The sequence below is a fragment of the Exiguobacterium sp. s191 genome (assembly GCF_018618955.1).
Classification (GTDB): Bacteria; Bacillota; Bacilli; order Exiguobacteriales; family Exiguobacteriaceae; genus Exiguobacterium_A; species Exiguobacterium_A abrahamii.
This window is the reverse complement of sequence record NZ_JACSNC010000001.1, coordinates 1,487,032-1,500,923: the sequence shown is the minus strand read 5'-3', so window position 1 is coordinate 1,500,923 and position 13,892 is coordinate 1,487,032. Positions and strand designations below refer to the sequence as shown.

11 protein-coding genes, 1 other RNA gene and 1 other annotated feature are annotated in these 13,892 nt (G+C 49.3%); of the genes, 10 read left to right on the top strand and 2 right to left on the bottom strand.

The window, feature by feature from the left end:
• Window positions 1-31 precede the first annotated feature (31 nt).
• The 4 genes from KNQ09_RS08090 (at window position 32) to KNQ09_RS08075 (ending at window position 3,213) form a co-directional block, all read left to right on the top strand.
• On the top strand, window positions 32-616 hold the full coding sequence (locus KNQ09_RS08090; RefSeq protein WP_214858085.1) for a DNA-3-methyladenine glycosylase: 585 nt from the start codon (window positions 32-34) through the stop codon (window positions 614-616).
• A 290-nt stretch (window positions 617-906) separates the two neighbouring features.
• Window positions 907-2,091, top strand: coding sequence for a DASH family cryptochrome (locus KNQ09_RS08085; RefSeq protein WP_214858084.1), 1,185 nt, complete (start codon window positions 907-909; stop codon window positions 2,089-2,091).
• A gap of 74 nt (window positions 2,092-2,165) precedes the next feature.
• Window positions 2,166-2,355, top strand: a non-coding RNA gene (gene ssrS / locus KNQ09_RS08080) — 6S RNA.
• Window positions 2,356-2,448: 93 nt separating this feature from the next.
• Window positions 2,449-3,213, top strand: coding sequence for a tRNA threonylcarbamoyladenosine dehydratase (locus KNQ09_RS08075; RefSeq protein ID WP_023468920.1), 765 nt, complete (start codon window positions 2,449-2,451; stop codon window positions 3,211-3,213).
• A gap of 11 nt (window positions 3,214-3,224) precedes the next feature.
• Here KNQ09_RS08075 and KNQ09_RS08070 read toward each other — a convergent pair whose 3' ends face one another.
• Window positions 3,225-4,562, bottom strand: coding sequence for a replication-associated recombination protein A (locus tag KNQ09_RS08070; RefSeq protein WP_214805223.1), 1,338 nt, complete (start codon window positions 4,560-4,562; stop codon window positions 3,225-3,227).
• A 60-nt stretch (window positions 4,563-4,622) separates the two neighbouring features.
• On the opposite strand from KNQ09_RS08070, the gene cymR reads away from it, so the two are divergent.
• Genes cymR through KNQ09_RS08050 form a run of 4 tightly spaced genes read left to right on the top strand, consistent with a single transcriptional unit; the run spans window position 4,623 to window position 7,988 of the window.
• Window positions 4,623-5,030, top strand: a complete 408-nt coding sequence (cymR, locus tag KNQ09_RS08065; protein WP_029342236.1) for a cysteine metabolism transcriptional regulator CymR — start codon at window positions 4,623-4,625, stop codon at window positions 5,028-5,030.
• 13 nt (window positions 5,031-5,043) lie between these two features.
• Window positions 5,044-6,171, top strand: coding sequence for a cysteine desulfurase family protein (locus KNQ09_RS08060; protein WP_214858081.1), 1,128 nt, complete (start codon window positions 5,044-5,046; stop codon window positions 6,169-6,171).
• Window positions 6,172-6,187: 16 nt separating this feature from the next.
• On the top strand, window positions 6,188-7,309 hold the full coding sequence (mnmA, locus tag KNQ09_RS08055; protein ID WP_064299568.1) for a tRNA 2-thiouridine(34) synthase MnmA: 1,122 nt from the start codon (window positions 6,188-6,190) through the stop codon (window positions 7,307-7,309).
• 13 nt (window positions 7,310-7,322) lie between these two features.
• Entirely contained in the window at window positions 7,323-7,988 is a 666-nt protein-coding gene (locus KNQ09_RS08050) for a tetratricopeptide repeat protein (protein WP_064299569.1), read from the top strand.
• Between the two features lie 45 nt (window positions 7,989-8,033).
• Here KNQ09_RS08050 and KNQ09_RS08045 read toward each other — a convergent pair whose 3' ends face one another.
• Window positions 8,034-8,582 carry a VOC family protein gene (locus KNQ09_RS08045; protein WP_023468914.1) on the bottom strand — a complete coding sequence of 183 codons (549 nt, stop codon included), beginning with the start codon at window positions 8,580-8,582 and terminating at the stop codon, window positions 8,034-8,036.
• Window positions 8,583-8,698: 116 nt separating this feature from the next.
• Here KNQ09_RS08045 and recD2 point away from each other — a divergent pair, with 116 nt between their 5' ends.
• Both recD2 and alaS read left to right on the top strand, forming a co-directional pair.
• The gene (gene recD2 / locus KNQ09_RS08040) at window positions 8,699-10,924 is read left to right on the top strand and encodes an SF1B family DNA helicase RecD2 (protein WP_023468913.1); all 2,226 of its coding nucleotides are present in this window, start codon (window positions 8,699-8,701) and stop codon (window positions 10,922-10,924) included.
• Between the two features lie 42 nt (window positions 10,925-10,966).
• Window positions 10,967-11,177 (top strand) — a binding site (T-box leader).
• A 57-nt stretch (window positions 11,178-11,234) separates the two neighbouring features.
• Window positions 11,235-13,877 (top strand): alanine--tRNA ligase, encoded by a 2,643-nt coding sequence (gene alaS, locus KNQ09_RS08035; RefSeq protein ID WP_214858079.1) that lies wholly within the window; start codon window positions 11,235-11,237, stop codon window positions 13,875-13,877.
• Window positions 13,878-13,892: the final 15 nt, after the last annotated feature.

Below are 13,892 nucleotides of genomic sequence, written 5' to 3'. Positions count from 1 at the left end.
GTTCGCTTGTTTCATGAAGGAGGGTGAACGGATGGAACGACACTTTTTTGAACGGTCTCCGGTTGAAGTCGGTCCAGATTTCTTAGGAACACAGATCACAGTCGATGAGGTGACGATGCGGATCGTCGAGGTCGAAGCCTATCTCGGTCCTCACGATCAAGCAGCGCATTCGTTTTCCGGAAAACCAACGAAACGGACGGCACCGATGTTCGGTCCACCGGGGCATCTCTATGTGTACTTCACATATGGTATGCATCACTGCATGAATATCGTTTGTGGACACGAAGGGGAAGGATACGGACTGTTGCTACGAGGTGCGGAAATCATCAATGGGCACGATCGGGTCGCTGAACGTCGTTTTGGTTGTTCCTACGCAGCGTTGACAGCGGCGCAACGACGCAATCTCGTCAATGGACCGGCGAAATTGTGCCAAGGATTCGGTCTAACGACAGCTGATTCGGGACAGGATCTTTATCAAGCCCGTTTCCGACTCGTTGCTGACTCGGTCGACGCGGTCGTCCAGACGACACGGATCGGTATTCCGAATGCAGGAGAAGCGACAGCCTATCCATGGCGGTTTTATGTAGAGGCGAGTGAAGGGGTAAGTAAACGTTAAAAAATGGACGCTCCGATAAGGAGACGTCCATTTTTTATTTAGGGTTGTTGATTGATTTTTTCGACTGCTGTTTTTTATAGAATTTATAGACGATTGGACCAACCGTCGTTACGAGCGTCATTAATGTTCTGAGTTTACCGCGTTTTGCTGCCATTGATTCATTCACTCCTCTGATTTGTTGTACTAATCATATTCCACGAAAACAACGTCTTAAAACCTCATCGGCACATCAAGTGGTTTTCTATCTACCTTGGTCGGGTCATAGTATAAGGAGAAGGGAGTCGATCAATATGGGAGCAGTCGTTTGGTATCGTCATGATTTACGTGTCGATGATCATGAGGCACTTCGGAGTGCGTGTGAAGAACAGGACGTCATTCGTGCCGTATACGTCAAAGACCAAAAGAAACGCGATTTTAAAAGAGGTACACAACAAGCGCGATTTGAACAAGAGACACTAGAGAACCTAGCGAGTCATCTGGCTCAGATCGGAATCACGCTAGATATTCTAGAAGGGAAGGTGCATGAGACACTCGATTCTTATCTGCAAGCGGATGATACCGTCTATTTCCATAAGATGACCGGAACAGAAGAAGCGACAAGTGAGCAGTATATCGAAGACAGATATACCGTCCGTTCTTTTGAGACACAGACATTACATCGACGGGAAGATATCGGAAGTGATGAATTAAAGCGTGTCTTTACGGCATTTCGAAAACGTGTCGAGGCGAAAGGGACCTTCTACGATCCACTCGATCCACCAACCGGTATTCAGTTAGTAAAAGAAGAATCGGTCGAAGCGAATCCCGAAATCGCGTTCCCGTTCCGTGGTGGAGAGTCAGCAGGGAGAGCGCGCCTTCAGGAATACCTTGCTGAGCCTGTATTCACCTATAAAGAAACACGGAATGGGTTCTTACGAAATGATTCTTCGAAGCTGTCTGCCTGGCTAGCGAACGGATCACTCTCGCCGCGTCGCGTCATGGCTGAATTGCAGGAAGCCGAGCGAAAAAAGGGAGCGAATGAATCGACGTACTGGTTGTATTTCGAACTGTTATGGCGTGACTTCTTCCATTTGACGATGCGTGAGACAGGAAGCCGTCTGTTCCGTGCGAGCGGATTACAAGAAGGTCAATACACGTGGAAGGCGGACCAGCTAGCTGTCGAACGTTGGATAGAAGGAAAAACCGGTGTGCCATTCGTCGACGCCTTCATGAACGAGATTCGCGAGACGGGATGGATGTCGAACCGCGGCAGGCAGATCGTTGCCAGTTATCTGATTCATGAATTAAAGCAGGACTGGCGCATCGGAGCGCGATATTTCGAACAGCAGTTGATCGACTATGATGTCGCTTCGAACTATGGGAACTGGGCGTTCATCGCGGGTGTCGGGAATGCAACACGCACACCACGATTCGATCCTGCATTCCAACAACAACGATATGATCCGAATCAACACTTCACGAAACGTTGGACCTGAAAAAAGCATCTTTTTCTGGAGTGGGAAGTAGTTGCATTTCAGAGGGGAGGATGCTATATTAAATGCATCAGATGGGGTTCCTGAATTGTACGAGAGCCGCCTTTTATCTTTGAGCCACTCTTTTTTGATAGGGAGTTTGACGTTCCAACTAGTAGTACATGCCTCGTAACACAGCAGGAGGACGTACGAATAGGAATCGGATAAGACACCCACCTGCACAGCAGGTTCAAAAATAAGGTATCGACACGGCACTTCGGGTCCCATCGTCTTATTATTTTGTTGTTTGACACGTCGCATGACGTTTTTTTTTATGATATAATTCCGAGTAAAACAGTATGAGTATTGTGAGGTTATGAGATGTTACATCAATTTTCGCGTAATGAATTAGCAATTGGTAAAACTGGACTTGACGCATTGGCATCCAAGTCCGTCGCTATTCTGGGTATCGGTGGTGTTGGATCGTTCTCAGCAGAAGCGCTTGCCCGCAGTGGTGTAGGTCGTTTGATTCTTGTCGATAAGGACGATATCGACATCACGAACGTCAACCGACAAATCCATGCTTTGCTTCCGACGGTTGGTCAACCGAAGGTCGATGCGATGGCAGAACGTCTTGCGTTAATCAATCCGGATCTTGAAATCGTTCGCTTGAAGATGTTCTACAATGAAGAGACATTCGAGTCGTTCTTCGAACAGCAACCGGATTATGTCATCGATGCATCGGACACGGTCTCGTTCAAGATTCACTTGATTCAGGAATGTAAGAAACGTAACATCCCAATCATCTCAAGCATGGGGATGGCGAACAAGATGGATCCGACACGCATCAAGATCGTTGACATCAAAGATACAAGTTATGATCCACTAGCGAAGGTCATTCGGACGAAACTTCGGAAAGCCGGTATTCATAAAGGTGTTCCTGTCGTCTTCTCTGATGAACCGCCTGTTAAGATCATCGAAGAAGTCCGTCAAGTCGTCGGAAACGATGCGGCTGCAATTCGTAAGGCAAAGATGCCGCCAAGTTCGAATGCGTTCGTTCCATCAGTTGGTGGATTGATCGCAGCGAGCTACGTCATCAATGAGATCGTCCGTGAAGCCGGCGTGACGATCGAACGCGTTCGTTAAAAAAAGCGACCTTATGGTCGCTTTTTCTGATGTGTGGCTGTTTGTTTGTGCCAAAAATCAAGTCGAGCTTGCAGTTGTTTCTCAAAACCGCGTGGGCTTGGACGATAAAAGACCGGTTTTGTCCGGGCAAGGTTCTCCGGCCAGTAATTCTGTGGCACATAGGCATGTTCGAAGTCGTGCGGATACTGATAGGTGACGCCATTTCCAAGTGCTGCTGCCCCTGGATGATGGGCATCGCGCAAGTGCGGCGGTACCGGACCACCGTCTGAACGACGGACGAGTGTCAATGCTTGATCGATCGCTGAGATGACAGCATTCGATTTCGGTGCCGTCGCGAGATATAAGACGGTTTCAGCGAGCGGAATCCTTGCTTCAGGGAAACCGACGTACTCGCACGCACGTGCACAGGCATCGACCATCAATAACGCTTGCGGATCAGACAGACCGATGTCTTCTGCCGCATGGACGTAGAGACGCCGTACGATGAAGCGCGGACTTTCGCCCGCTTCAATCATGACAGCGAGCCAGTAGAGCGCAGCGTCGGGATCGGAACCCCGAATCGATTTGATGAAGGCGGAGATGACATCATAATGCCGATCGCCGTCCTTATCGTACTTCAATGCTTTTTGTTGAATCGATTCCTCGGCGACAGCGAGATCGATCGTGATCTGACCATCGATTTCCGGTGTCGTTAAGACGGCGAGTTCAAGCGCATTCAACAATGCCCGGTAATCGCCATCCGACAACTTGACGTAATGATCGATCGCGTCATCCGTGATCGTGATCGGATATTTGCCAAGACCACGCTCTTCGTCTTTTAGGGTCCGGTCGAGGACGATCCGTAAGTCATCTGGCGTCGGGGGTTCGAAACGAAAAACCGTTGCCCGCGATAACAGAGCGGCGTTGACCTCAAAACTCGGATTTTCAGTCGTCGCCCCGATCAACGTGATCGTACCTGCTTCAAGCGCCGGGAGTAGGGCGTCTTGTTGCATCTTATTGAATCGATGGATCTCATCGAGAAAGAGAATTGTTTTTTGATCCTCGAACTGAAGACGGGCTTCGGCCGCTTTTAGAATTTCCCGTAATTGTTCCAGTTTCGCTGTGACCGCGTTCAATTGCTCGAACGCTGATTTCGTATAACTGGAGATGACACGCGCGAGCGTCGTCTTACCGGTTCCGGGTGGACCGTAAAAAATGACGGTTCCGAGACGATCGGCTAAGATGGCACGCCGCAGGAGCGTCGTCTCTCCAATCAGATGGCGTTGTCCGACGATTTCATCCAGATTCTGCGGACGCATTCGATTCGCGAGCGGTCCGGCAGGTGACTGGGATTCAAATAAATGTGCCATACACATACGCTCCTTCCACTTTTAGCTACTACTATACTAGAAAGGATGATCCTTCGCATGATGAAAATCTCGACGAAAGGGCGATATGGTCTGACGATCATGATCGCACTCGCGAAAGAAGCTGAATCTAAACCATTATCCCTAAAAAAAATCGCGCAGATGTATGACTTATCTGAGCATTATCTTGAACAGTTGATTGCCCCCCTTCGTAATGGAGGTCTCGTCAAAAGTGTCCGTGGTGCTTACGGCGGGTATAAGCTCGGTCGTGAAGCGCAAAACATCACAGCGGGTGAAATCATCCGTCTGCTTGAAGGACCACTCGTGGTCGTCGAAGGCGATGCGTGTGACGAGGTCACGAAGCGCAAACTTTGGGATAAAATCCAGCAAGCAGTCGATCAAGTACTCGATTCAACAACGCTACAAGACTTAGCGGAAGAAGAAGATACAGGATACATGTTCTATATTTGAGAGGTGAAAACGAATGAATTACTTTGACCATTCGGCGACGACGCCGATGCGTCCGGAAGTCCTTGAGGCGATGACGCCTTATTTGCTCGAACAGTACGGCAACCCATCGAGTGTTCACGCGGCTGGTCGGTCTGCTCGTGCAGCAATTGACAAAGCACGCCGGCAGATCGCACAAGAATTGAATGCGAAACCAACCGAACTGATTTTTACGAGTGGTGGAACGGAATCGGATAATTATGCGATTTTCGGTGCGGCTGAGGCGGCGCGTGAAAAAGGGCGTCATCTCATTACGACACGGTTTGAGCACCATGCTGTATTACATGCGTTCGAAGAGCTCGAAAAACAAGGCTATGACGTCACGTATCTCGATGTTCCAGATACAGGTGTCGTCTCAATGGCTGCTTTGCAAGAAGCGGTACGGGAAAATACGACACTCGTCTCGATCATGTTCGGCAACAATGAAGTCGGAACGATTCAGCCGATTGCGGCATTCGGTCAATTTTTACGAGAACGCGGTATTTTGTTCCATACGGACGCGGTGCAAGTGTTCGGGAAACAAGCAATCGATGTCGAAGCGTTACAGGTCGATCTCTTATCCGCGTCTGGTCATAAAATCAATGGTCCAAAAGGAATCGGATTGTTGTATGTACGGACTGGTGTGAAGTTAGCGCCTCAAACGTTCGGGGGAGAACAGGAACGCAAGCGTCGTGCTGGTACAGAGAACGTACCGGGAATCGTCGGTTTAGCGAAAGCGCTCGAACTGATGATCGCAGAGCGTGATCAACAACAGGACCACATCAAACAACTGCGCAGCGTTTTACTAACGCGATTGGATGAAAGTGGCGTCACTTACGAAGTCAACGGCGTTGAAGGATTGCCGAATGTCCTCAATCTTTACTTCCCGCGGATTGAAATCGAACCGTTCCTGATCATGCTTGACATGCGTCAGATGGCCGTATCGAGCGGGAGTGCATGTACGGCAGGATCCGTCGAACCTTCGCATGTCTTATCGGCGATGTATGGCGAAGATGAACGGACACGAGCATCGGTCCGAATCAGTTTTGGTCACGGAAATGAGCTCGCGCAAGTCGAACTACTCGCACAAGCCTTGCAAGATGTCGTAAAATCGTTTCAGAATTAACTAAGAGGTGAAATAAATGAATACACGAGCGAAAGCCCCGAGTGAAACGACAGTCGTCGTTGGGATGTCGGGCGGTGTCGATTCTTCTGTGACCGCTCATTTATTAAAAGAGCAAGGCTATAACGTCATCGGAATCTTCATGAAAAACTGGGATGACACGGATGAGAACGGCTTTTGTACGGCGACGGAAGATTATGAAGACGTCATCGCGGTAGCCAATCAAATCGGCATTCCGTACTATGCGGTCAATTTCGAGAAAGAGTACTGGGATAAAGTCTTCACGTACTTCCTCGATGAATATAAACTCGGTCGGACACCGAATCCGGACGTCATGTGTAACAAGGAAATCAAGTTCAAAGCCTTCCTCGATCACGCGATGCGTCTTGGTGCCGATTTCGTCGCGACAGGGCACTATGCGCGTGCCGTCTATGAGGATGGAGAACATAAATTGCTTCGAGGCGTTGATGCAAACAAGGATCAAACATATTTCTTGAATCAATTGTCGCAAGAGCAAATCGCGAAGGCGATGTTCCCAATCGGGCACATGGAAAAATCAGAAGTGCGCCGGATCGCAGAAGAAGCGAACCTCGCAACGGCGAAGAAAAAAGACTCGACAGGCATTTGCTTCATTGGCGAGCGGAACTTCAAACAGTTCCTCGGTCAATATCTGCCGGCGCAACCCGGTGAGATGCGGACACTTGACGGCAACGTCATGGGACGTCACGATGGATTGATGTACTATACGATGGGGCAACGTCATGGACTCGGTATCGGTGGCGACGGAGAGCCTTGGTTCGTCGTCGGGAAAAATTTAGAGGAGAATATCCTCTATGTCGATCAAGGATTCCATAACGAATTGTTGTATTCGGAAGGATTACTTGCTTCAGATGTCAGCTGGACATCTGAGCGTCCGGTCGGTGAGACATTCCGTTGTACGGCGAAATTCCGTTACCGTCAACAAGATACAGCCGTCACGGTTCGTGTCCTCGAAGATGGACTCGATGTTTCATTTGACGAGCGTCAACGAGCAATCACACCAGGACAAGCAGTCGTATTCTATGATGGGGACATCTGCCTCGGTGGTGCGACGATCGATGCAGCCTATAAAGCAGGCGAACGCCTCGCTTATCTAGCGTAAGGAGCAAAAGAAGATGAACTATAATGAAGTAGGATTCCGGCATCTAGAAGCTGGTAATTATGAATTAGCAGCGCAAGCGTTTAACGACGCGATCGAAGAAAATCCAAAAGATCCGACAGCGTACGTCAATCTTGGAACATTACTCCAATCGATGAACGATGCTGATCGTGCCCTTCGTTTTTATGACCGGGCACTGATGATCGATAATACGTTTGCGAGTGCCTATTATGCAAAAGGGGCGCTGTTCTTTGCTGCCGACAAACTCGTCGAAGCAGAGGAATCATTGCGGGCAGCGTTATTATATGGACTTGACGACGCGGATCTCCATTTCATGCTGGGGATGACGTATCAAAAACTTGGTGATCCAGTACGTGGCTTACCTCGTCTACAACGCGCGTCAGAATTAAACGGTGTCGATATCGAGATCGCATTCCAATACGGACTTGCCTTAGCGCAAAACGAGAAGTTGGAAGAAGCGGTCGAGATGTTCGAGCACGTCTTGATGCTTGACGAAACGCATACAGATGCACGATACAATTATGCGATTGCCCTTGCTTTCCTTGGTCAACAGGAAGCCTGTTATGCAGAACTCGAAGCCGTTCTTGCCTACCAGCCGGAACACGCCCTTGCGCGGGACGCGAAAGCGAAGATGGATGCGTTATTAAAACAAGCAGACTGATATAAAAAAGACGATTCCGCCTGGAGTCGTCTTTTTTTATGCTATTTAATTCCCAACTTCACGGATGACACGAAGTGGTGGACCGGAAAAGTCTTCATAGGCTTCATCCATGTTTTTCGTGTACAGTTCGATGACGTTATTTTCCGTATCCTTGAAATAAGCAGAATGCTCTTTTTGATTCGAGGTCTCCTGTTCGTCCCATTCTCTGAGCTTCACGGTGATCGAGGCTTCCCGCAATTGATTCAAGGCTTGCTGGAACTCGTCCTTCTCAACGTAGAAAGCACAGTGGACATGGACACCACCTTCATCGTACAACGTGTCCCATTCGGACACTGGTAAGTGTTTGACGGTCCGTTCTTCCATCGTAAAGTCCCGTTTCAGCCACAGACCGAGTCGAGTATTACCGCCAATGTAAAGCCACGTGGCCCAAACCCCGTCTTGTTTAGATTGTTCTTTACTTGGTTCAGCGTCCTCAGGAGCCCATTGCTCGACGACTGGAATGCCTAGTGTCCCATTCCAAAAGCCAACCGCACGGTCCATATCTTCGACTTCAAGTACTAATTCACACAATCCTGCAATCGGTAAACGTGCCATCCTTGAACTCCTCCTCTTAACGAAATGTTTCACGGTATCTTTCCCTGATTTAAAATCCGGTAAACGAATGCTATGATGAAAGCAGCGAATGAAAAAGAGAGAAAGAAGGTGGAGTGATGGAGCACCCCCATCAAGTCGTCGGGCGCGTCAAACGTGTGCTCTTTTCTTCTGAAGAAGAAGCACACTCCATTGTATTGGTCGCCGTCAAAGAAAAGAACTTTGAACTGAAGGAAACCGAGCTCGTCATCACGGGTACTGGGGTTGGAATCGAACTCGGAGGAACGTATCAAGCATTCGGTCGTCTCGTTGATCATCCCCGGTTCGGAAAACAACTGAAGGCGGAGCTGATTCGACGATCGGTTCCGATGACAAAACATGCGACGATCCGCTTCTTGACGAATGGTTCGTTCACCGGCATTGGTCCGAAGACAGCGAAAAATATCGTCGATGCTCTCGGAGAAGAGGCAGTGGATCTCATTTTGAAAGATGAACGGGTACTGAATCAGGTGCCTGGGTTAAAACAAAAACAAGCTGACATCATCTTGAGTCGACTCGCCACGTTATACGGTGTCGATCAGTTGATGCTGTTCTTAGCACCGTTTGATGTCACACCGAAGCTAGCGGCAAAGATTTATGCTGCTTACGAAGGGGACGCCATGGCGCGAATACGAGAGAATCCATATTCCTTGATGTATGAAGTGAATGGGATTGGTTTTAAGACAGCCGATCATATCGCATCACATCTTGGACTCGTCGGATTACACCCGGAGCGCGTCGCTGCTTCGATCATGCACATATTAGAACAAGAAGCAGGAGAGGGACATGCCTTTGCGACAGTCGACTCGCTATTGCAACGGGCGCCCCGGTTGCTTGGTGAAGACCCAGGGGAACGGCTGGAACAAGCGATTGAACTGTTGCTCGCTGAAGATAAGGTCAAGCTCGAAGAAGGCTGTCTGTATTTACCGACGATCTTTTATGCCGAAGTTCGGGCGGCGAAGGAACTGGCGCGGGTCATGGCGAACGGTGCCGAACAGGAAGTCGATGTCGCGACGATCCTTGAAGCAATCGGGCACCTCGAAGAACAGTTTGGCATGGAATATGCGGCGCAACAGCGGGAAGCGATCGAGTTAGCGGTCAAAGCACCGTTAATGGTTCTGACAGGTGGACCCGGTACCGGTAAGACGACCGTCATCAAGGGAATTTTACATGCCCTGCAAGAAATTCATGATTGGCCGCTTGAGAAAAGTCGCGTCAAGACGGGGGATGTCTATCCGTATGTTCTGGTCGCACCGACCGGACGCGCCGCTAAACGTCTATCGGAAGCAACGGACGTCCCAGCGATGACGATTCATCGTCTATTGAAGTATGACGGAACGAACTTTCAGCTAAATGAAGATCAGCCGATCACGGGGAAAGTACTGATCATCGATGAGTCGTCGATGATTGATATCTACTTGTTATCGAGTCTGCTCCGTGCTGTGCCGAACGGCATGAAAATCTTGTTCGTCGGTGACCGCGATCAGTTACCATCCGTCGGTCCTGGGCAGGTGCTGGCAGATTTGATGGATACGGAAGGGATTCCCGTCGTTCGTTTGAACGTCGTCCATCGCCAAGCGGAAGATTCTTCGATTTTACGGCTCGCGCACGATTTGAAGAACCGGACGACGTCAGCTGATTTGTTATCACCACTTGCGGATCGTCGCTTTTACACCGCGTCTCCGCAAGAGACGTTACGCGGCATCTCAGCCTTCGCGGAAAAAGCACTTGCAAAAGGGTATTCGAAATTCGATGTTCAGGTTTTGGCACCGACTTACCGTGGTCAGGTCGGAATCGACGAACTGAATGTCGCCTTGCAACGCGTCTACAATCCGGAGGAACCGAAAAAACGCGAAGTCAAACAAGGCACCCGGATTTACCGGACCGGGGACAAGATTCTTCAGCTCGTCAACAATGCGGAAGAGAACGTCTATAACGGAGATATCGGCGAAATCGTCAATATCTTCTTCGCCAAAGAAAACGTCGACAAGGTGGATAAGATCATCGCCCGCTTCGACCAGACGGAAGTCGAGTACAACCGAAGTGACTGGGATCAATTCACGCATGCCTACGCGATTACGATTCACAAGGCACAAGGATCAGAGTTTCCGATCGTCTTGATGCCGGTCTATTTCACGGGAGCATTCAAGCATTCCCGAAACTTGATTTATACGGCGGTCACCCGTGCGAAGTCGAGTTTATTATTGTTCGGCGACCCACGAGCGTTTCATAAAGCGTCGCAAGAAGAGGAGCCACGGCGCCGAACACGATTGATTGAACGACTCGGTGGGGTGACAAAGACTTGACGGATGCTGTGCGATAGGTAATAATCACGATAGATGAATGGACGTAACACGTTGATGGAAGATAAGTAAAAGGAAAACTCGAGTCCAGAGAGAAGTGAGTCTGCTGCAATCACTTTCTCGAGTCCCTTTGAAGCTCCTTCCGGAGTCGGGTGTAAACACCTGCGGGTCATCCCCGTTATCAGATGTTCGAGGTAAGCAATGGATTGCTTACGAACGAGGGTGGTACCACGGAAGCGATGCTTTCGTCCCTTTTCAGGGATGAAGACATCGCTTTTTTGCGTCCAAATAAAACCAATGGGGGTAACTGTTCATGAAAGCTCTAAAACCATTAACGGGTGCACAAATCCGTCAGATGTATCTTGATTTCTTCCAAAGCAAAGGGCATGCGATCGAACCGAGTGCTTCACTCGTACCGGTCGAGGATCCATCGCTCTTGTGGATCAACTCAGGGGTTGCGACACTCAAGAAGTATTTCGATGGTCGTGTCATTCCTGATAATCCACGTATCGTTAACGCACAAAAATCAATCCGGACGAACGATATCGAAAACGTCGGGAAAACAGCACGTCACCATACGTTCTTCGAGATGCTCGGAAACTTCTCTGTCGGTGATTACTTCCGTGAAGATGCGATCAAATGGGGCTGGGAACTCTTGACGAGTGATGACTGGTACGGTCTTGACCCAGAACGTCTCTCGGTCACGATTCACCCGGAAGATGACGCAGCGCGTCAAATCTGGCTTGAACTCGGCGTACCGGCTGAGCGGATCATTCCACTTGAAGATAACTTCTGGGAAATCGGTGAAGGTCCATCTGGTCCGAACACGGAAATCTTCTTCGACCGTGGACCTGCTTTTGGAGACGATCCGAACGATTCAGAACTTTACCCAGGTGGCGAAAACGAACGCTATCTTGAGATCTGGAATATCGTTTTCAGTCAGTATAACCACGATGGACACGGCAACTACACGGAACTTCCGCGTAAAAACATCGATACAGGAATGGGACTCGAACGGATGGCATGTGTCATGCAGGACGTGCCGACGAACTTCGATACGGATCTGTTCATGCCGATCATTCATAAGACAGAAGAAATCAGCGGTAAAATCTACCGTGACGATTCAAAACTGGATGTAGCATTCAAAGTTATCGCAGACCACATCCGTACCGTATCATTCGCGATCGGTGATGGTGCGCTTCCTTCGAATGAAGGTCGTGGATATGTCCTTCGTCGTTTACTACGCCGTGCGGTTCGTTATGCGAAGATGCTTGGAATCGAGCGTCCGTTCATGTATGAACTCGTCGATACGGTCGGAAACGTCATGGTCGACTTCTACCCACAAGTGCCAGAAAAAGCGGACTTCATCAAACGCGTCATCAAAAACGAAGAAGAACGTTTCCATGAGACACTGCATGACGGTCTTGCAATCTTGAACACGGTCGCTCAGACGTCTAAGGCAAACGGTGAGCATGTCATCAGTGGTGAAGATGCGTTCCGTCTGTATGACACGTATGGTTTCCCACTCGAATTGACAGTCGAGTATGCGGAAGATCATCAGATGTCTGTGGATGAAGAAGGCTTCAAACTAGCGATGGATGCACAACGTCAGCGGGCACGTGCAGCGCGTGAAGAGAGTGGTTCGATGCAACAGCAATCGGAAGTCCTCTCGACGCTAAAAGATAAAAGTACGTTCGTCGGCTATACCGACCTTAAGGCGGATGCGAAAATCATGGCATTGTTGCATGATGGAGAACGAGTCACAGAAGTCGCTGCTGGTGAAGAAGCACAAGTCATTCTCGACATCACACCGTTCTACGCTGAAAGTGGTGGTGAAGTCGCGGATACAGGAACAATCGAAGGCAAAGACTTCGTTCTTGATGTCAAAGATGTTCAAAAAGCGCCGAACGGTCAAAACTTGCATACGGTCATCGTTCGTACAGGGATCGCAACGGAAGCTGCAGACGTCGTTGCAACAGTCGAAGCAGCAGAGCGTAAAGCCGTCACGAAAAACCATACGGCAACACACTTGCTTCATAAAGCATTGAAAGATACGCTCGGAACACACGTCAACCAAGCGGGATCACTCGTTTCTCCAGATCGACTTCGTTTCGACTTCTCACACTTCGGTGCAGTGACACAAGAAGAGTTGACGAAGATTGAACAAGACGTCAACCAAGCAATCTGGGCATCACTACCGGTTGATATCGAAGAGATGAACATCGCTGATGCAAAAGCAAAAGGCGCAATGGCATTGTTCGGTGAGAAATACGGTGAAACGGTCCGTGTCGTCTCAGCAGGCACATACTCGATCGAGTTGTGTGGCGGTATCCACGTCGGGAACACAGCAGAAATCGGCTTGTTCAAGATTGTTTCAGAGTCTGGTATCGGTGCAGGTACACGCCGAATCGAAGCGGTAACGGGTGCAGGCGCATATCGTGTCATGAATCAACACTTGGAAACACTCGAACAAGCAGCAGCTGTCTTGAAGACGAAGACGACAGAAGTTCCTGTTCGCATCGAAGCACTGCAACAACAGCTCCGTGAGACGGAACGGGCGAATGAATCGTTGCAAGCAAAACTTGCGAACATCGAAGCTGCTTCATTGAAGGACGATGTTGAGGAAATCAACGGTGTGCGTGTGCTTGCGAAACGCGTCGACGTCTCAGATATGGATGCTCTTCGCGGTATGATGGACGAGTTGAAGAGCTCGCTCGGATCAGCAATCATTGTTCTCGGAAGTGCGCAGGGTGAGAAAGTCAATCTCGTCGCAAGCGTCTCAAAAGATTTAATCGACCAAGGCTATCATGCTGGTAAATTGATCAAGGAAGTCGCAACACGCTGCGGTGGTGGCGGTGGCGGTCGCCCTGACATGGCTCAAGCTGGCGGAAAAGATGCGTCGAAATTAGAAGAAGCACTCGCGTACGCTTCACAATACGTGCAATCACTGGCATAATAGAAACGTAGTGTA

Bases quoted from the DNA above. Each gene is read 5' to 3' on its own strand.
- KNQ09_RS08090 (WP_214858085.1), top strand. From the start codon at position 32: ATGGAACGACACTTTTTTGAACGGTCTCCGGTTGAAGTCGGTCCAGAT.
- KNQ09_RS08085 (WP_214858084.1), top strand. From the start codon at position 907: ATGGGAGCAGTCGTTTGGTATCGTCATGATTTACGTGTCGATGATCAT.
- KNQ09_RS08075 (WP_023468920.1), top strand. From the start codon at position 2,449: ATGTTACATCAATTTTCGCGTAATGAATTAGCAATTGGTAAAACTGGA.
- KNQ09_RS08070 (WP_214805223.1), bottom strand. From the start codon at position 4,562: ATGGCACATTTATTTGAATCCCAGTCACCTGCCGGACCGCTCGCGAAT.
- cymR (WP_029342236.1), top strand. From the start codon at position 4,623: ATGAAAATCTCGACGAAAGGGCGATATGGTCTGACGATCATGATCGCA.
- KNQ09_RS08060 (WP_214858081.1), top strand. From the start codon at position 5,044: ATGAATTACTTTGACCATTCGGCGACGACGCCGATGCGTCCGGAAGTC.
- mnmA (WP_064299568.1), top strand. From the start codon at position 6,188: ATGAATACACGAGCGAAAGCCCCGAGTGAAACGACAGTCGTCGTTGGG.
- KNQ09_RS08050 (WP_064299569.1), top strand. From the start codon at position 7,323: ATGAACTATAATGAAGTAGGATTCCGGCATCTAGAAGCTGGTAATTAT.
- KNQ09_RS08045 (WP_023468914.1), bottom strand. From the start codon at position 8,582: ATGGCACGTTTACCGATTGCAGGATTGTGTGAATTAGTACTTGAAGTC.
- recD2 (WP_023468913.1), top strand. From the start codon at position 8,699: ATGGAGCACCCCCATCAAGTCGTCGGGCGCGTCAAACGTGTGCTCTTT.
- alaS (WP_214858079.1), top strand. From the start codon at position 11,235: ATGAAAGCTCTAAAACCATTAACGGGTGCACAAATCCGTCAGATGTAT.